Origin of the sequence: Candidatus Aquicultor secundus (assembly GCF_002791875.1) — a bacterium.
Taxonomy (GTDB): Bacteria; Actinomycetota; Aquicultoria; order Aquicultorales; family Aquicultoraceae; genus Aquicultor_A; species Aquicultor_A secundus.
This window is the reverse complement of the sequence record NZ_PFNG01000238.1, coordinates 1-17,377: the sequence shown is the minus strand read 5'-3', so window position 1 is coordinate 17,377 and position 17,377 is coordinate 1. Positions and strand designations below refer to the sequence as shown.

Here is a 17,377-nt window from a genome sequence, read left to right as displayed (position 1 = left end):
TGATCTTATGCGCGTTTTCAAGCGCCTGGGCATCCCGGATGAGGATGCCGTTTTGCGCACCCTGACCGGTACCCACCATAATCGCCGTCGGCGTCGCCAGACCCAGCGAGCACGGGCATGCGATGATCAACACCGCAATGAAGTTTAAAAGCGCCAGCGTAAAGGCCGGCTTGGGCCCAAAAATAAGCCAAGCGGCGAATGTGATAAGGGCTATCGTGATGACCGTCGGGACGAAGTAACTCGCCACGACATCCGCAAGGCGCTGTATCGGCGCCTTTGAGCCCTGCGCCTCCTCGACGAGCCGCACAATCTGGGCCAGGGCGGTCTCGCTGCCGACCTTGGTCGCCCTGAACTTAAATGATCCCGTCTTGTTGATCGTTGCCCCGATAACATCATCGCCGTCACGCTTCTCAACCGGAATGCTCTCGCCGGTTATCATCGACTCGTCGACCGACGAGTAACCCTCAACGACCTTACCGTCAACCGGTACTTTCTCGCCGGGGCGGACTACGACGATGTCTCCTGCCTGAATATCCTCGATCGGGATATCGACCTCGACCCCATCCCGTACAACGCGACCGGTTTTTGCCTGCAATCCTATAAGCTTCTTTATAGCATCGGATGCCCTCCCCTTGGCTTTTGCCTCAAGGTAGCGCCCGAACAATATCAAGGTAATAATAACTGCGGCCGTGTCGTAATAGACCGCATGCTGCAATCCCTGGGTCGCGAAGAACTTAGGGAAGAAAGTCACCGCGATACTGTAGAGATAGGCAACCGAAGTACCCACCGCGACCAGCGTGTTCATATCCGTGCTCCCGTGCTTTGCGGTAAGATACGCCCCCCGGTAAAATCGGGCGCCCGCCCAGAACTGCACGGGCGTGGTTAAAACAAGAAGCGTGATAAACCGAATCTGCATCGGAATGAGCTTCAAGGCCGGGATAATCTCATGCATGCTGCCGATCATAATAATAACCGTGAGCGCGGCGGCAACGATAAGGCGCCGCTTAAGTTCTGCGGCCTCATCCCTCCTGGCGGGCTTAATCTCGTCCGCGAGGGTTTTTTCGTCTTCCTTTACCTCATAGCCCGCATTTTTTATCGCCTGCTTTAGCTCTTTGAGACCGGTCATTTCCGCAATATACTTTACCGTGCCCTTTTCGGTTGCCAGGTTTACATTTGCGGAAACAACACCGTTTACCTTAAGAAGGGCCTGCTCGACCCTTCGCACGCACGAGGCGCACGTCATGCCGCCGATTGGGATTGTAATCTCCTCGACGGGAACGTGATAGCCCGAATCCTCAACGGCTGCGACGAGGTCGGCCACCGTAACGCTGTTATCAGCAACCTCTATAGTAGCTTTCTGGCTTGCCAGGCTTACATTTACGCTTTGTATTCCCTGCGCGCGACTAAGCGCCGTTTCCACGCGGCGCACACATGACGCTCAGGTCATTCCCGAAACGGGAAGGGTATATTTTTTCGTCATCTTCCGTCTCCCTGCCTTTCACAGACACCTGTATCAACTACAATCTCGCATAGTCGCTGTTTTTAAGCCGCATGCCGTCCGACAAACGGTTCATCGGCAGCATGATATCTCTTTTTTAAGTCTCTTTAAAACGACTTTATTATCGCTTTATCATCGCGAGTTCGCTAAAATCCATCACAGTAGTAAAAATAAGTGGTAGAAGTTCACAGATAACAGGTACAACAAATATACCCCTACCCCCTATATGTATTATTAGGATACCATTTTACAGGGTCTTGAATCAATCTGCCCGATAATGGCAAATATATTCTACTTCGCTACGTGAATATTGACACTAACTGCGATTTCCATAATAATAAGGGTAACGTATACATAGGGGTATAGGTATACAGGGGTGATCGAATGGCATCATACTCCGCCGATAAAGAGAAAATTTTATCAAGGCTGAAGCGCATTGAAGGTCAGCTTCGCGGCATCCAGCGCATGGTCAATGATGATAAGTACTGCGTCGATATCTTGGTTCAGGTATCATCCGTGCTGGGCGCAACGCAGCGGGTAGGCTTCATCATCCTAGACGACCACATCAAGGGATGCTTGAGAGGCGCCATCACAAGCGGGGATGAGGATGTTGCGGTCCAGGAGTTAGTGGACATCATCCAGCGCTTTGTAAAAAATTAAAAACCGACTAAAGGAATTTTGTGGCCGGGATAACATCCTTGGTCATTAAATCAGCTACAATACGGCCGTCTTTCAACTGAACAAGGCGTTCGGCATCGCGGATCGATTCGGGATTGTGCGTGACCATAATAATGGTCTGCCCTTCGCTATGGAGCTGCTTAAAGAGGCCCAATACCTCTTCTCCCGTTTTACTATCAAGGCTGCCGACCGGCTCGTCTGCAAGTAAAATCGGCGGATTGTTAACCACCGCGCGGGCGATTGCGACCCGGCTCTGCTCTCCGCCGGACATCTCGGAGGGAAGCCTGTTGAGCTTATCGCCAAGGCCGACCCGTTCAAGGGTGGTTGCGGCAAGTTCCCGCTTATTCTTGTGGTTCGTAACAACCAACGGGAGCATTACGTTTTCAACCGCTGTCAAATATGGGATAAGCTGGAGCTGTTGGAAGACGAATCCCAGGTACTCGCGCCTAAAGTCGGCCCGCTTTTCCTGCGAAAGCGCGTAGACGTCGATCTGGTCGATAACAAGCGTTCCCGAGCTGGGCGGGCTCATCGCGCCGAGGATGGCGAGAAGCGTGCTCTTGCCGCTTCCCGACGGGCCCATGATCGCAAGGTACTCACCGTTTGCAATCTCAAAGCTTACATGCTCTAGCGCATGCACCTGGGTATCCCCGTCGTTTCCAAAATATTTGCTCAGGTCATTGACTACAACTAACGACATTACTTCTCCTCCTAAAGGCTTTTAAGGGCATCGGCCGGGTCCATGTTTGCGGCTCTTAAGGCCGGTACCAGGCTTGCAACCAGGCCGACCGCAACCGCGAGAACAATCGAGAGGATCAACACCGGCACATTTAAGCCGACAGAGAACTCAAACTTCTTTAGAAATGCCGGCAGCATAAAAACTATACCAAACCCCGCCGCGTACCCGATAGCGCCGCCGATGAGGCTCAAAATAAGGGTTTCCGTTAAGATTATCCGGGCTACAACCGATTGTCGATACCCGATCGCTCTGAAGATACCGATCTCCCGCTTGCGGTCACGTACCGATGAGGTCATAGTCGTAAATACGATAAGTCCGCTAATCAGCATGATTACTGCGGTGATCGCCAGGCCGAATCGTGCAAGGGAGCCGACCGCTTTTTCCCGGTATTGCACCGCCTGCTTAATCGATGAGACTGCGGCCTGCGGAAGGGCCTTCTTGAGATCTTTTACTACGGCATCGATATCCGCAGTGCTCTTAGCCGATATCTCAATCAGACTGAGTTCACCGCCTCGCTTATATAACGACTGTACTTCCCTTAAATCACCGAAGATGAGGCTATCATCCTGGCTGCCTGTGGGCTGAAGCACGGCGGCAACCTTGAAATCTTTCCCGGAAAGCTTGAGGGTGTCACCGGCTTTTACCTGAAGGTTCTTGGCGGCATCCTGACCCAACACCAGCTCATCGGGCCTGGTGGGTCTGCTTCCATTCAGCCGCCACCATTTCTTTATCAAAAACTCCTGGTTGAAATCGGACCCCACCAAAAGCGCCTTCTTATCTTTACTATCCACCACTTGCAACAGCTTTGGCGACAGAGCGGCGACAGAATCGGCGCTGTGACTGCGCTTGATCGTCGCGAGGTCTGCCATTAAAAGCGATTTCACCTCGTAGGTATCGACGCCCGAGATCGTCATTCCGCCATAGCTCAGCGATAAATTCGACGACGCCGGGTAGATGACGATGTTAAAGCCGTAGGTATCGAGCTTCTTATCGATACCCTTTTGAAAGGAGAGCACGATGGTAAGGATTGCGACCAGCGCCGCAACACCTACCGCGAGACCGGCCACAACAAGGGCCATCTTGCCTTTTCGTCTTGTTATATCTTTTAGTGCGATAGTATATACATGCATCCGTACTCACCTATAGTCATGCTTTTTAGCCTATACCGCATTAATAGCTTCGGTCGGGTCGAGGCGTGCCGCGCTTAACGCCGGGTAAAGGCTTGAAAGCAACGCGATACACACCGCTCCGCCGATCGCCGCACCGGCAAGCGCGGGATTAAACTTAACACCAACATCGATCCCGACCGCCAACGGGGCAATCGCGCTCGCGCTGAAGAACCCCGCCGCGTACCCGATCAAGCCCGCCAGAAGACCGGCGACGCCCGATTCAAGCAGGATGATATAGAGGATATGGCCCTTTCGGTACCCTATCGCCCTGAAAATACCGATCTCTCTACGACGCTCCCTTACCGCGCTCAAGACGTTGGTAAAGACTATTAAAACCGCCGCCACGCCCATCATTACCGAGAGCACGCTGGAAAAGATGGCAAACTGGCCGATGACCGCGTCTCGTGCCTCGGCGGCCTGTCGTACCGCCGATACCTTACCGCCCGGAATTTTAGTGCCGAGCTGATCCACCATCATCGTAATAGGGCAGTTCTTACACCAAGCGGAGATTTCGATTAGGCTGACCTCACCCGGCTTATTCAGCACCCGCTGGGCTTGCTTGAGGTCTAGGTAGATGAGGTCGTCCTCCTGGGTGCCGACCCTGCTGAGCACACCGGCAACCTTAAAACGCTCGCCCTTAATCTTAAGATAATCGCCCGGCTTGACCCCAAACTGCGCCGCCGCCTTTCCACCGAGCAGCAGGTCCTTGTCGTGTGCGGGACGTGCGCCCTGCTTTATCTCCCACCACTTCTTAATCTTAAGCTCATCCTTAAAGCGAACACCCGCGATCATCACCTTCCGCCCGTTAAGCTCGACGATGCCCAAAAGCTTCGGCGCGACCACATTAATATTGGCGCTGTTTTTAATCGTGCGGATTTTGTTCACGTCTTTTTCGGTTAAGAGCGCAGAGCCGTACTGTAGCCCGCCGAGCGTGATCCCCGCGTAGGAGAGCGAGAGACTTTTCGCTCTCGGCACAACGACCATATTGGCGCCGTACTCGTCGATCTTGTTCTGCAGATCGACCGACATAGCCGTAGAGATGCTGTAAAGGCTCACGACCGTCGCCACCCCGACCGCCAGAGTAACAATAAGCAGGATTACTTTTGATGGATGTTCTTTTATATTCTTCCATGTTATATGGTGAAGACTCATTACTGGCCTGTACTAGATGAGCAGCAGCTTCCGGTACCGGTCGCACCCGCGCTGCCGCCACAGTATCCTCCACATGCTCCGTAACTACCAGCGCTAGTGCCGCCGGCTGCGCTATTGCCACCGCCAACCGCAGCAGCTACCGCTTGTCCTGATGCATAGTAGCCGCTCTGACCCACCTCGGCGTTCCTGGACGCCGCTAAGGACTTTATCACGATGTTAAATACTAGGAACAGCGCCACAATGGCGACCCAGAACACAACGTATTTTGCGATTTGACGCCTTGAATCAACAGCGCCTTCTGAAGTCTCACTTAAGACCTCTTCAACTTTGTCGTCCGTCACGAGATACCTCCTTACTCCTCTTACCGCCTACGACTTATTGTCCGCCAACCGGCCTATCAAGGGGTTGGGGTTTCCACTTGGCTAAGTCAGACTCGGCTATCTGGATTTTATCGCCGACCAGCTTATGCGCGATTTCGTCAAACGGGTACAGCTTGCACGCCCCGGAGATGCCGACCTGGGTTTCCGGGTCTCTTTTTGTCCCACAAGAGCCGCAGGTAAGCAATCCGTCTACATCGTAATACTGCCGCTTGGCCTGACATGGCGGGCACAAGCTTACACCGGTAAACAGTTTGCCCGATGGCTTTATATACGCCATCATCGAGATAATCTGCTTGTCGCTTGGTCTGGTGTACTCGAAATATACGATCCGGTTGCTTATGATATCGCCAACCGTAATTACAATGTTGCCGCCTTGAACTTGCGGGGATATGTCGGTCATATCGATCCTCTTATCGAATTTGATGGGCTCGGTGAGCTTGACTTCATCGTAACCACTCGGCAAATAGCGCCCGATATACTTCGCCTCCCGCGGATCTGCTTGCGCTACGACCGGGGCACTGCTTGAGCGCATATAAAAGCCGATGCCGACCATCACAAGAATCGCAACCGCCGCTATCACGACATATATGGATTTTGAAGGGCCTTTCGCGTTGACAAACTGATCCCTCTTGTTTTTCGGTGTAGTGTTTTTACTCATTTCCTTACCTCGTTTCAGATATTTATTTTTAAAGCATCAAATACTCAGCAATCAACCTGTCGCCGGTAGTTCTTAGTATCGTCAGGCCTGTGGCTGGATTTACCGGCATATTATTTTTTAAAGGACACCACGGGGTTGTTAAGCCCGCTCTATAACTACTACATGCCATAGTAATTAGCATCAAAAAAATTTACTTTATGCTTATTGCAGTAGCGTTCGAAGTAGTGGCTGTATTATTAGATCTATTATTAGGTCTATTATTAAATCTAATAATAGATCTACTTCTACTATTGGGGTTACTGTTAGAACCACTGTTAGAACTACTGCAACAACTATAGTTATGCTTTATGCAAGCGCCATCCATCTTGCATTTTCCGTAGGCGCCCCCGTTGAGCGATGGCTGTGCATAAGCGAGGCCAACCACGCTTGCCAGAATCAACACACTAATAAGTGCGCCGGTTATCAACCTCAACACCGAGGTCCGGACCGTATCACCCGATTGCAACAGCCGGTGTATGCGGGTCTTGGCCGTGGCCTTGTTTGAGAAAAACGTAGCGTATGCGGGAGATAATGCTTTTTTGCTATGGACCGCCTTAGCGACCGAGACTATCGCACCCGCAAGCTCCACCGGATCGCCCGTCATGCGAACTGCAAAATCATCGGCGGCAAACTCTTTTTCGCTGACAAAGATTGCAAATAGCTGGTGGCTGATAGGAAGCGGCCACAAGAAATCCCTGATAAACAGTGCAAGAAAAATAGCCAGGTTGTCTCGACGCTTAATGTGACCCACTTCATGAGCAACGAGCGCCGCAAGCTCGCTATCGTTGAGACTCCGGATAAGTCCGCTAGAAAGGCAGATGGTGGGTTTTATGACACCATAGGTAAAGGCCGAGATAGCACTATCATCCGCAACGCGCACACGCACGCGTGTGGCATCCAGATTGCCGAGGATGGCGCCGAGCCGTGGAAATTCTTCGGCTGTATGAAAATAACGCTGCGCTACCTTACGTGCGGAAGCGACAACAAAGACCGCTTTGATCGCAGCGGCAATCAGCGCAGCTACAGCAACCGTCAACAAAATTAGCTGCGGGCTTCCTATAATTTTAAAAATCGACGTCACGGCATTTGAGCAACCGGACCCCAACACGTTACAAGTCTCGGCAACCCGCTTCACCGCCGCCCCGCCGGCAAGCCAATTATCGATGTTATAGACGATTGCCGCGCAGGCCCCGAGCCCCAGCGCGATAAGCCCTATTAAACTGACACGTGCGTTTCTCGATGAAAAATCCGCTTTACTCAAGACTGTTTCCTTTTTTCTTGAATAAGCCGCTCAAGCTCGTCGAGCGTTTCGTCGTCCTCGGTCAGGCTGTCGACAAAAAATGCCAGTGCCTTTCTACCGAAGTCGTCTTTTATTCCGCCTATCATTGAGGCGAGCATCGTCTGGCTGAACTCATCTCTGGTTATCGTCGCGCTGTAAAGATAGTGCTTGCCATCGCGCTCTTTTTGGAGAATACCTTTATCCGACAGGCGACTCATAACCGTCATAACAGTGGTGTAAGCAATTTCCCGGTTGCACTCAAGAATTGCATGGATCTCCCTCACGCTTACGATCTCGCGCTCCCAGATGAGGTCCATAATATCGGCTTCGAGGTCGCCCAGCACTTTTCTGCTTCCCGATTCGCTTGGCCTGAAACTGTTTACCTTGAACTTCTTCACAATTAACCTCTAAAATAAATTACTATGCTTTGTAGTATATCTCTGTCTCGGGGATTTGACAAGAAAAACTCTTTAACTGAACCGGACTTGTGCTAGAATATAGCAAGAATACTGATACCGGTAGGGGGTATATATGCAAACCGGCGCTAACGTATCAATGCTTATGGCCTTTTCAGCAGGCATAATATCATTTATTTCACCGTGCGTGCTACCGCTGATCCCAGGATATCTGTCATTTATCTCCGGAGTATCGGTGGACCGGCTTGGAGAAGCTTCTGCGCAATCGCGCGTTAAGGTACTTATCGCAACCATCCTTTTTGTCATCGGTTTTGCAATTATCTTCGTGGCACTCGGTGCATCCGCGGGTCTCGCGGGCTCCTGGCTTACCTCATACAAGTCGATTATGACCAAGGTTGCCGGCATAGTGGTAATTATATTTGCGCTGTTTACGATGGATATTATCAAGATTCCGCAGCTCTATGGGACAAAACGGTTTCAGACAAATAAGCGCAACTTCGGACTCTGGGGGGCGCTCCCGCTGGGAATGGCATTCGGTTTTGCCTGGACTCCCTGCGTGGGCCCGATCCTTGCATCCATCTATATGGTAGCCGCGACCAGCCAAAACGTTAACCAGGCAACCATACTCTTAAGTATCTATGCTTTAGGCCTTGGTATTCCGTTCATAGCAACCGCACTCTTTTTCAATACAGCTCTGGGAGCTTTTAAATGGATTAAGAAAAACTACAAGGTAATCAATATTATCAGCGGTCTGCTGCTCCTGGCGATGGGCGTTCTTATCCTGAGCGGGAAACTGACCGCAATCAACGGCTTGCTCCAGGGGCTTGGAAGTTAAAAACTAAAAATCCTGCTCATCTTAGCACTATGGAAAAATTTGCTTGACAATTCCTGGGTTGTTCTCATTATAATAGTAATGGCTTTGTTGCTATTGTTTCATTCGTTTTTGCACTATTAACAAATGTTTAGTTTTTTAACAAATCATTCTTTAATCCGACTTTTTTTGCTAAAATAATAGCAAGCCGATTAAACGTTGCGTACAAAATGCGAGCATTTCTTATGTTTTTAGGATAGAAAGCGTTCTTATAAAAACCGGAATGCTAAACGCTAAAGTCGATTTGAAATTGGTCGATGACTCTCTATAACGCAGGGCAGGATACTAAAATCAGGATGGTTACTTAAGAGATGGACCCAAGAAAAAAGAGGTTTCTAGTATATCAAATTAGCGCACTGGCAGTTTTCGTAATCGCATTTATGGTTGCGGGAAATGCCATGGTAAACCGCTATCAAACCTGCAATATGTGCCACGAGATGAACAACGACGTTAAAGCATGGCAGGCTTCATCGCACGAAAAGATCGCCTGTACGAGTTGTCACCACAAAGCAACAGGCTATTACGGTTTCATCCTCGGAATCCCGGAAAAAATCACCGATGGCTTCGCCCACGTAACCGGCTCGTACTCGACGCCGATCAGGGCGGCACAACATATAGATAGTAGTGTATGCCAGCGTTGCCATGTAAGCTGGCGAAATGTTTCCCCGTCGGGTGACTTGCTCGTTCCGCATAACATACACTTTCAGAAGAAGAAAATACCTTGTGTCAGGTGCCACTTTGGCGTTGTCCACGGCGCGCAGATGGAAGGAAAATTCATACGCAGGCCCCCTATGGAACTGTGCTTGACCTGTCATGGCGGCGGCGCAAAGACTGCGGCAACCTACTATGCGCCGACCCTGACATGTAAGAACTGTCATACTGAAAAAGCCATCCCGGATAGTCATAAGACGCCGAAATGGTTCCAGATACACAGTACGGTAGCAAGGGATGCAGCTCATCCCGATCACAACTGCAAAAAATGTCATGGCTGGACGCCTTTCTTCTGCAGTAATTGCCACCAGAGCAAACGTCCTTCAACCCATTACGGCGCCGATAAGTGGCGCACGTACCACTCCATTCGCGCCAAGGTTGATAAGAGCGGTTGCCTGGTGTGTCATAATGCAGAGACGTTCTGTTACAGGTGTCACGATCCGTTTAAAGACTAGGAAGGGTAGATTAGACCGTGAACTCATTGCTGGAAAAAGTGCGCAATTTCTATGAGAACAACCCTAAAAGGGTCAGGCTAGCGCTCATCGCCTTAGTCGCGGTTGGCGTATTTAGCTACGCTGCGCTTGAGTTCACTTCTCAACCCGGTTTCTGCTATAACTGCCACGAGATGCACCCGGCCTGGAATAATTGGAAAAGTTCGGTTCACGCCGAAGTAACGTGCAATTCGTGCCACATAAAACCAGGTTTTTTCAACCTCGTATTTCATAAGATGGCATCGTATAAAGAAATCATCGCGCACTTCACCGTGCAGAATAAGCCAAACCCGCCGGCGATTCATGCCAGCGAACTCGAGCCGGAAAACGGAGCATGCGAGCAGTGCCACTCCATGAACAGGCAGTTCTCGTTCTCGGGAGACCTTAAGGTACCGCACGAGCTGCATATTAAAAAGGGCCTCACCTGCCCGACCTGCCACTCGCGAGTCGTCCATGGCGATCCCGACCAGAGAAAGCCGAAGATGGAAGTCTGTTTGACATGCCATGACGGCAAGAAAGCTCCTGACGAATGCGGCACGTGCCACACCAAAAAGGCGGTTCCGGAAAGCCATAAGCAAGCCAACTGGTTCCAGGTACACGGTCGGATGTCGAAAGTCATCAACTGCGGCAAATGCCATAACTGGAGACCTGACTGGTGTATGCAGTGCCACAAGAAAAAACCGCAATCCCACTTGACCATGTGGAGAACCAACCACGGCCAGCGTGCCAAGGCCGACCGCAAAGGCTGTAACGCTTGCCATAAGACGGAGTTCTGCTTGCGGTGCCACGGTATCCAGCCGTAGTATACCAAGCGGGCTTCTGTTAAACCCACGCATCGGTTGCAACCCCATTATTAGAGGAATACGCTCGCTATTGCCCGAGCGGCGGATTTATGCGTCCCTATTGTAAGAAGTGCCTCTCTCGTTATATGATTTTCTTGAGGTGCTAACGATGGATTGCAAACAAGCCCGGTTTTTGCTTTCGGATTATTACGATAAAAAGCTCGACAAGCAGCAAAGCAAAGAGGTTAATGAGCACCTCAAGGCATGCCCGGACTGTTCACGGGCGTTTTCTACATTCCGGGAACTCCCCGAGCTTATTCAAAGCATTCCCATCGGCAGACTACCGCGTAGACTCAGGCGCAGAATCAGAATAAGAAGTATTGCGGCATTGAAGGGGCGTGAAGACCTGATAGCCGCAGAGATCGAGCCCGATGCAGAACTTCGCAGTTTTTCGGCGGTTATCAGATATGCGGCTATAGCCGTTATCGTTATGGCCATCGCCGCCATCCCCCTCTCGTTAACGCAGGGTCCGGGGTTCTCCTCAGTTCAAGGCATCCTTTCATCGCAAGATGCCTCTATTTCCAGCGTAAACGACCTCGATGCCGGCATTGGAATACAAAAAGGCGGTTTGCTTAAGCCTAAACCGCTTAATTTACTGGACCAACCTGAATTATCGTTTTCAACGGTGCAATACGATATTACTACCGCGGAAAAAGCGGCGACAAGAATCGGCATCGTGAAGTTCGCACATGAATACAGGGTTATTGAGGCGCGGGCGTACCAGCAAAAGCTCGTATCATCAATGGCAAATCGGGTGGATGAGGCCGGCAAGCGATCGGGGTCGTTTACCGCAAGCATCAGGCTCGCACTTCGCTCATTAGGCAAGCCGGCACTTCCCTCCTATGTTGAAGAGGTGGTTAAAGATGATAAAAAGCTCTGGGTTATCGTCCTTAACTGGGATAGCGGAACTCAGGATGCACCGCTCTCACAAGTAACGGTCTTTACGATCGACCCTTCAACTCCAAGAATAATCGATTTCTGGCCGTGTGCGCCGCAGGACGCCGACATGGGGAGCCCGCCTTCGAACCCACACTCGTCGCTCTACTGTGTAACCTGTCACACGAATTTTGACAACGATAGCCCTTCGTTCCAACCGTCTCAGTGGAAAGCCAAAGCCAGGGAAACATGCGTTCACTGCCATGACCATAAAGCACAGTCTGATACATATGCTAAAAGTATACACAGCCGGCCGGCGCGCTCTGCAGATAAAGGTAAGAGCGACATGTTCGCGCCGGACTGCGTTGATTGTCATGGAGGCCATTTCACCTTAGCATCAAATGATACCGCTCGAATGCGCGCGACAATGCGCCTGCAAGTACAAGAAATCTGCGGTGGCTGCCATAAAAACTACTGGGAACCGTACTACGATTACTATCACGGAAAAGCTTTTATCTTTAACACGCCAAATGTGCCCGTCTGCTGGGATTGCCACGGCTATCACGATATCCAGCCCTCAAGCAACCCCGTATCGCATGTGGCAAAAGCGAACCTTCCCATGACATGCGCGAAGTGTCACTCTACGACCGACCTTACATTTGTTCAATATGGAAGGCCCGTTCATTCCGATAGGGGCGAATCCGTTACAGACACATTCTGGCGCTATCTAAACAGTGGGCTCTACGACTTACAACGCAAGCGACAGCCTTAACTCTTAAGCTAAAGAGGCTTGATTTCGAAGGAGGATCAACGGGGAATGGACTGCAAAAGAGCGCTACAATTTCTTCCCGCATATTATGATAAAGACCTGGACCGGTCCGATAAAATCGAGCTTGAAGCCCATCTCAACTCGTGCCCGGATTGCTCGACCGAATCCAAGAAGATAGAAAGATTGGCGGATGCCCTCAAGGCGACTTATGGCATTGGATTGCCGCTCTCGCTTGCCGGTGAGTTTCGCTCGTTTATCCGTCGTTCGCGACCGCGGTATTTAGTCAATAAATTCTTGTTATTTTTCGTCGTCCAGAGGCGGGATGTAGTCAGCTTTATATCAGAGACCGCGTTCCTTAGCAGCCTCGTGCTGATGACCATCGGCGTTATAACATTGTACTCATGGTGGGATTCTAGCCTTGCACCCGGTTCTACCCCGACAGAAACCGCGAGCACGGCCCCTTTAATGCCAAAACCGGCGAAAAGTAAAGTCGCGGAGCCGGGTGCAGAAAAGCTCATCGAATCGGGGAAATACGTAAGTTCGAATACGGCCCTCCCGCAGGTTGTGATATCAAATAAACACTACGCTCGCGATGATATCGGCGACATCATGCTGAACAAAGTAATCCTCGACCACAGCTCGGAATACTCGATAGCCCAAGCCGCCCCGCTTAAGGACCGGTTGACAATGGCGGTCGCGGATAAAGCCCGGCTTCTTGGAGAGGACGGGGCGTGCGCCCAGCGCTGCGTCAAGACCGCGCTTGCAATACTGGATAAACCGGCCTTGCCCGTATATGTCGAGAAGGCGCGCTTTAGAGACAAAACAGTATGGCTCGTCGTTCTTATCTGGAATACCGGCGGCCCCTCAGAGCGGCTCTCGAAAGCCTCGGTATTTGCGATCGATGCAGCCAAGAATTCGATTGTGTATACGGAGTAAACGCACACATATTCCCCTACGATTAGTCGGCCCGCATTGCAACCATATGTTGTGAAAATAGCCACAACGGTATATGATTCAACCGGGGCGTAAATAATGGATTGCAAAAAGGCCTTGCCTTTGCTCGCAGATTACTACGAAGAAAAGCTTGATGAAAGCAAGGACAAAGAGCTGCAAGCTCATCTTGAAACGTGCCCCAGCTGCTCAAAAGCGTTGTCCGCACTTAAAGATATCCCGATATTAGTGCAAAACATATCCCCCGATCAATTGCCAAAATCGCTTCGAAATCGAATCGCGAAAAGAGCATCAGCTGCCATCAAAGAGCATACTATGGTGGCAATTGAAAAACCCGAGCAAAAAGGGGCTTTGCGCAGTTATGCAGATGCCATCCTTAAAATAGCCACCACCATGGCAGCTATCGTCATCTTGTTAGTATCCCTGGTAGTCTTAACGCACGGGTTTAGTTTTTCAACGCTGAAAGAGCTCTTCGTTCCCCAGCAAACATCTAATCCTAACACGGATGTCTTCAAGGAAGAGCCGGCGCAGTCGCAAAATGAAGAGGTGCGACCCGAGTCGATCGAGTTCCTGCCTAGACCGGAGATGCCGATAGAGATCGGCAATTATAGAAAAGACACGCTTGAAAAGGTCGCGATAAAATACAGCGTTGTTACATTTGCACAGAACTACAGGGTCATCGAGGCCAAGGAGTATCAAAAACTGATTATCTCTGATATGGTCAAGTATCTTAGAAAACACGGCCATGAAACGAACTCATTTAAGACAAGCATTAAAATTGCGCTTGGTGCAATCAATAAACCGGGACTCCCTTCGTATGCCGAAGAAGTGGATAAAGACGGAAAAGATATCTGGGTTATAGTCATAAATTGGGAAGATGGCGGCCAGGCGGCAGCGCTTTCAAGGATATCAGCATTCGCCATAGAGCCCTCCACCGCACGAATAGTCGATTCTTGGCCGAAGATAAGCCAGGATATTGCGACAGCCCAGCAGCGTGTAAACCCCCATAAAGCACTTTATTGCATCGCATGCCACCCTAATTTCGATAATAAAAAGAAGGCTTTTAAGAAAGCTGATTGGAAGGCAACCGCGCGATATGCATGTATCCATTGCCATAATCATAAAAAACAGTACGACATCTACGCAAAAAGTATCCATGGGCAACTTGCCCTTGCAGGAAAAACCGGCAAGAATAACAAGCCTGCCCCAACGTGCGCTGATTGTCACAGCGGGCATTCAACGCTGACGCAAAAAGATAAGCCCGAGGCGCTGGCCGCAATGCGCGATAAAGCTCAACGGATTTGCGGCGGCTGTCATAAAGATCACTGGGACTCATATGACGATTACTACCACGGAAAAGCCTATAAAGCCCATGCGCCCGACGCGCCTGCTTGCTGGGACTGCCATGGATATCATGACATCCAGCCATCAAAGAACCGAACTTCCCATGTTGCTCTGATTAACCTTCGCAAGACGTGCAGAAAGTGCCATTCGGAGGCTGACCTAGAATTTGTCCAGTATGGCATAATGGTTCATGAACGCGATAAAAGATCGACTATTGAGATTTTCTGGGATACTGTTGGCAGGATTTTAGGATGGTCTTAGGGTTTTACACGGTTACCGAGCGATGACGACCTAACGGAATATAGGAGAATAACGAACTGCTGGTGAAGGCGAGGACTAAACAGGATGGATTGTAAGAGAGCTTTGTTGCTTCTGCCCGCGTACTATGATAAGCATCTTACAGCACCCGATAGGCTGGAGTTTGAGGGCCATATAAGGGGATGCCCCGTTTGCTCAAAGAAGCTTGCTGATGTAGGGCTACTGGATAACGCGATCAAGCTTACATCTGAAATAACCCTGCCCCTAGCCTTGGCTGAAGGCCTCCTTTCACATATGCGCCGACATGATCTACGCTACCATATCGGTAGCATGAAGCGCTTCTTCGTTGTCAAAAGACGAAGATACTATCACTATATGGTTGCTTTCATCCGCCTGGTTGCGTTGCTCGTTATAGCCGCGGGACTGCTAAAAGCTTACTTCTGGTTCGCCTCAGACCGCCGGACACATGATAAGAAACCGCAAGCAGCAACGACTCTCTTGCTTCAAAAACCTCTCAAGGGTAAAAAAGCGGAGCCGGGTGTGGAAAGCCTGCCTACCGGGCCGGGAACATATACCAGATCCGACAAAGCCATTCCGGAAGTAGTGGTATCCGGCAAGCAATTTACCCGTAATACAATCGGTGACGCAATGATTAACCCTACAATACTTGAGCATTGTGAGCAGTATACGATAGCCCAAGTAGTCGGCTTGCAAAACAAACTGGTTGCAAAAGTTGCGGCGAAGGCCCGTTCCCTGGGCGAAGATGGCGCCGCCGCCGAGCAATCCGTCAAGACGGCACTGTCAATTCTCGGAAAACCGTCATTACCGGTATATGTAGAAAAAGCACGGTTTGAGAATAAGCGTGTGTGGTTGGTTGCCTTGATCTGGAATACCGGGGGTCCTTCAGTGCACTTAACAAAGGTATCCATATTTGCCATTGATCCGATAAAGCATACGATTGTCTATACCGAATAACCCCAACCACTTAAGATCAATATCCGGATTAGATATCTTCACTCGATGGATCAAACCTCGCATACACCACCCCTTGTACGGTATGCGCCTCCGCCTCATGGTCGGGTTGGCCTTTTGACACCGGCCGGACCCCGAAAAAGAGGTATAAGAGCCCCGGTAAATCCTCGGTGATCGCCAAGTAAATATGGACAGACAAAAAAAGTATAAAGAACCAGTTGACAAGATAATGGGCGAATCGCGTATATACCCTCGCTATTTCCAGGCCTCCGGTAAGCGGCACAGCCCAACCCAGCATTTGTGGAGAGAAAAGAAGGGCGAATCCGGTAGCTATTTGCATCACCATCAAGAATGGCACCATAAAGCCATAGATCGCTTTTTGCAGCGGGTTGTAATTTGCAACATGCGGCTTTGACGAGGCCATAAATATATAATACTTAATGGTCGGAAGCACTGCTTTTGCGTCCCGTTTGGAGAAGGCAAACTCCTTGTACGGTTTATTTCTACTGATAAAAGTATTGAGCACAGCCGCCGCAAAGAATACCGTAGCGATAATCGCCATCGCATAATGGAGATACTTTATACTCGTGTGATCACCGATTGGAAGTTGGATGGGAAATCGTAAATAAATTCCGGTTGCCGCAAGTGCGAGAATTGAAATAGCATGGATTCGATGGAAAGAACGGCGTATCCCTGTGGGGAGTTCATGAAGCGACCATTGCCATTTTATAAAGCGTTTGCGTGCACGTCCGGTAATGATATCGCCGCCAAAATGCACAATATACAGCGCCACAAAAACAATCACCAATAAAACTATTCCTGCAAAATCCAAAAATGTATTAAGTTGCACAATCGATACTTGTCCGCTGATATATTGCTCCGATCTTCTAGTGCATTGACACAGCTTACCGTATTCTATACAACGAATTCCCGTAATGCATAATCGGCCTCGCTACATCCATCGAACCCATTTTGGCTGAGCTTTAGCGAGTATATCCGCTCTTGTGGCAACCTCTGAGCAAATAATACATCATTTTTTTGATAACCTTATTGTAAGCAGCAAGATGTTGCTACATAATTACTTCTAGGTATTGGATATATACAGAGTAGTCCTTAAGACGGGGGGCACACATGCCAGAAACGCCTGAACAACCTCAAGCAGAGCCGATAGCGCCGGAAACCGCACCGAAGAGCACAAAAACCCGCCTCTTATTGGCAATAGTAGGCGTCATAGTAGTGGTCTTTCTTGGTATCCCATATATCTACACATCAAACCCCGAGTCCTGC

The 17,377-nt window shown here is 50.0% G+C and carries 17 protein-coding genes; 8 read left to right on the top strand and 9 right to left on the bottom strand.

Annotation, left to right across the window (positions count from 1 at the left end; genetic code table 11):
• Positions 1-1,420, bottom strand: a 1,420-nt coding sequence (locus COY37_RS10160) for a heavy metal translocating P-type ATPase (RefSeq protein ID WP_286977467.1), incomplete at its 3' end; no start/stop codon positions are given.
• A 462-nt stretch (positions 1,421-1,882) separates the two neighbouring features.
• On the opposite strand from COY37_RS10160, the gene COY37_RS10155 reads away from it, so the two are divergent.
• Positions 1,883-2,158, top strand: a complete 276-nt coding sequence (locus COY37_RS10155; protein WP_286678646.1) for a metal-sensitive transcriptional regulator — start codon at positions 1,883-1,885, stop codon at positions 2,156-2,158.
• A 7-nt stretch (positions 2,159-2,165) separates the two neighbouring features.
• Here COY37_RS10155 and COY37_RS10150 read toward each other — a convergent pair whose 3' ends face one another.
• The 7 genes from COY37_RS10150 to COY37_RS10120 all read right to left on the bottom strand — a co-directional run bounded on the left by COY37_RS10150 (position 2,166) and on the right by COY37_RS10120 (position 7,987).
• Positions 2,166-2,873, bottom strand: a complete 708-nt coding sequence (locus tag COY37_RS10150) for an ABC transporter ATP-binding protein (RefSeq protein ID WP_286678645.1) — start codon at positions 2,871-2,873, stop codon at positions 2,166-2,168.
• 11 nt (positions 2,874-2,884) lie between these two features.
• On the bottom strand, positions 2,885-4,042 hold the full coding sequence (locus COY37_RS10145) for an ABC transporter permease (protein ID WP_286678644.1): 1,158 nt from the start codon (positions 4,040-4,042) through the stop codon (positions 2,885-2,887).
• A 30-nt stretch (positions 4,043-4,072) separates the two neighbouring features.
• Complete coding sequence (locus tag COY37_RS10140; RefSeq protein ID WP_286678643.1) at positions 4,073-5,233, bottom strand: ABC transporter permease; 1,161 nt, start codon at positions 5,231-5,233, stop codon at positions 4,073-4,075.
• Positions 5,233-5,574, bottom strand: a complete 342-nt coding sequence (locus COY37_RS10135; protein ID WP_286678642.1) for a hypothetical protein — start codon at positions 5,572-5,574, stop codon at positions 5,233-5,235. Before COY37_RS10135 ends, COY37_RS10140 begins: the two co-directional genes overlap by 1 nt.
• A 34-nt stretch (positions 5,575-5,608) precedes the next feature.
• Positions 5,609-6,271, bottom strand: coding sequence for a Fe-S-containing protein (locus COY37_RS10130; protein WP_286678641.1), 663 nt, complete (start codon positions 6,269-6,271; stop codon positions 5,609-5,611).
• A gap of 190 nt (positions 6,272-6,461) precedes the next feature.
• Positions 6,462-7,571: a M56 family metallopeptidase gene (locus tag COY37_RS10125; RefSeq protein ID WP_286678640.1), complete on the bottom strand. Its 1,110-nt coding sequence runs from the start codon at positions 7,569-7,571 to the stop codon at positions 6,462-6,464.
• Entirely contained in the window at positions 7,568-7,987 is a 420-nt protein-coding gene (locus tag COY37_RS10120) for a BlaI/MecI/CopY family transcriptional regulator (protein ID WP_286678639.1), read from the bottom strand. Before COY37_RS10120 ends, COY37_RS10125 begins: the two co-directional genes overlap by 4 nt.
• A gap of 133 nt (positions 7,988-8,120) precedes the next feature.
• On the opposite strand from COY37_RS10120, the gene COY37_RS10115 reads away from it, so the two are divergent.
• From COY37_RS10115 to COY37_RS10085, 7 genes are all read left to right on the top strand, one after another.
• On the top strand, positions 8,121-8,840 hold the full coding sequence (locus COY37_RS10115; RefSeq protein ID WP_286678638.1) for a cytochrome c biogenesis CcdA family protein: 720 nt from the start codon (positions 8,121-8,123) through the stop codon (positions 8,838-8,840).
• 347 nt (positions 8,841-9,187) lie between these two features.
• The gene (locus COY37_RS10110) at positions 9,188-10,042 is read left to right on the top strand and encodes a NapC/NirT family cytochrome c (protein WP_286678637.1); all 855 of its coding nucleotides are present in this window, start codon (positions 9,188-9,190) and stop codon (positions 10,040-10,042) included.
• A gap of 17 nt (positions 10,043-10,059) precedes the next feature.
• Positions 10,060-10,881 carry a NapC/NirT family cytochrome c gene (locus COY37_RS10105; protein ID WP_286678636.1) on the top strand — a complete coding sequence of 274 codons (822 nt, stop codon included), beginning with the start codon at positions 10,060-10,062 and terminating at the stop codon, positions 10,879-10,881.
• A gap of 148 nt (positions 10,882-11,029) precedes the next feature.
• Positions 11,030-12,568 carry a zf-HC2 domain-containing protein gene (locus COY37_RS10100; RefSeq protein WP_286678635.1) on the top strand — a complete coding sequence of 513 codons (1,539 nt, stop codon included), beginning with the start codon at positions 11,030-11,032 and terminating at the stop codon, positions 12,566-12,568.
• 45 nt (positions 12,569-12,613) lie between these two features.
• A complete protein-coding gene (locus COY37_RS10095; protein ID WP_286678634.1) occupies positions 12,614-13,501 on the top strand; it encodes an anti-sigma factor family protein in 888 nt (295 codons plus the stop codon).
• Positions 13,502-13,597: 96 nt separating this feature from the next.
• Positions 13,598-15,121 carry a zf-HC2 domain-containing protein gene (locus tag COY37_RS10090; RefSeq protein WP_286678633.1) on the top strand — a complete coding sequence of 508 codons (1,524 nt, stop codon included), beginning with the start codon at positions 13,598-13,600 and terminating at the stop codon, positions 15,119-15,121.
• An 84-nt stretch (positions 15,122-15,205) separates the two neighbouring features.
• Complete coding sequence (locus COY37_RS10085) at positions 15,206-16,093, top strand: anti-sigma factor family protein (RefSeq protein ID WP_286977464.1); 888 nt, start codon at positions 15,206-15,208, stop codon at positions 16,091-16,093.
• Positions 16,094-16,121: 28 nt separating this feature from the next.
• Here COY37_RS10085 and COY37_RS10080 read toward each other — a convergent pair whose 3' ends face one another.
• Positions 16,122-16,883 (bottom strand): cytochrome b/b6 domain-containing protein, encoded by a 762-nt coding sequence (locus COY37_RS10080; RefSeq protein WP_286678631.1) that lies wholly within the window; start codon positions 16,881-16,883, stop codon positions 16,122-16,124.
• Positions 16,884-17,377: the final 494 nt, after the last annotated feature.

Excerpts from the sequence above, each read along its gene's own strand:
- COY37_RS10145 (WP_286678644.1), bottom strand. The coding sequence starts at position 4,042 with ATGCATGTATATACTATCGCACTAAAAGATATAACAAGACGAAAAGGC.
- COY37_RS10140 (WP_286678643.1), bottom strand. The coding sequence starts at position 5,233 with ATGAGTCTTCACCATATAACATGGAAGAATATAAAAGAACATCCATCA.
- COY37_RS10090 (WP_286678633.1), top strand. The coding sequence starts at position 13,598 with ATGGATTGCAAAAAGGCCTTGCCTTTGCTCGCAGATTACTACGAAGAA.
- COY37_RS10095 (WP_286678634.1), top strand. The coding sequence starts at position 12,614 with ATGGACTGCAAAAGAGCGCTACAATTTCTTCCCGCATATTATGATAAA.
- COY37_RS10130 (WP_286678641.1), bottom strand. The coding sequence starts at position 6,271 with ATGAGTAAAAACACTACACCGAAAAACAAGAGGGATCAGTTTGTCAAC.
- COY37_RS10110 (WP_286678637.1), top strand. The coding sequence starts at position 9,188 with ATGGACCCAAGAAAAAAGAGGTTTCTAGTATATCAAATTAGCGCACTG.
- COY37_RS10115 (WP_286678638.1), top strand. The coding sequence starts at position 8,121 with ATGCAAACCGGCGCTAACGTATCAATGCTTATGGCCTTTTCAGCAGGC.
- COY37_RS10085 (WP_286977464.1), top strand. The coding sequence starts at position 15,206 with ATGGATTGTAAGAGAGCTTTGTTGCTTCTGCCCGCGTACTATGATAAG.
- COY37_RS10100 (WP_286678635.1), top strand. The coding sequence starts at position 11,030 with ATGGATTGCAAACAAGCCCGGTTTTTGCTTTCGGATTATTACGATAAA.
- COY37_RS10155 (WP_286678646.1), top strand. The coding sequence starts at position 1,883 with ATGGCATCATACTCCGCCGATAAAGAGAAAATTTTATCAAGGCTGAAG.
- COY37_RS10150 (WP_286678645.1), bottom strand. The coding sequence starts at position 2,873 with ATGTCGTTAGTTGTAGTCAATGACCTGAGCAAATATTTTGGAAACGAC.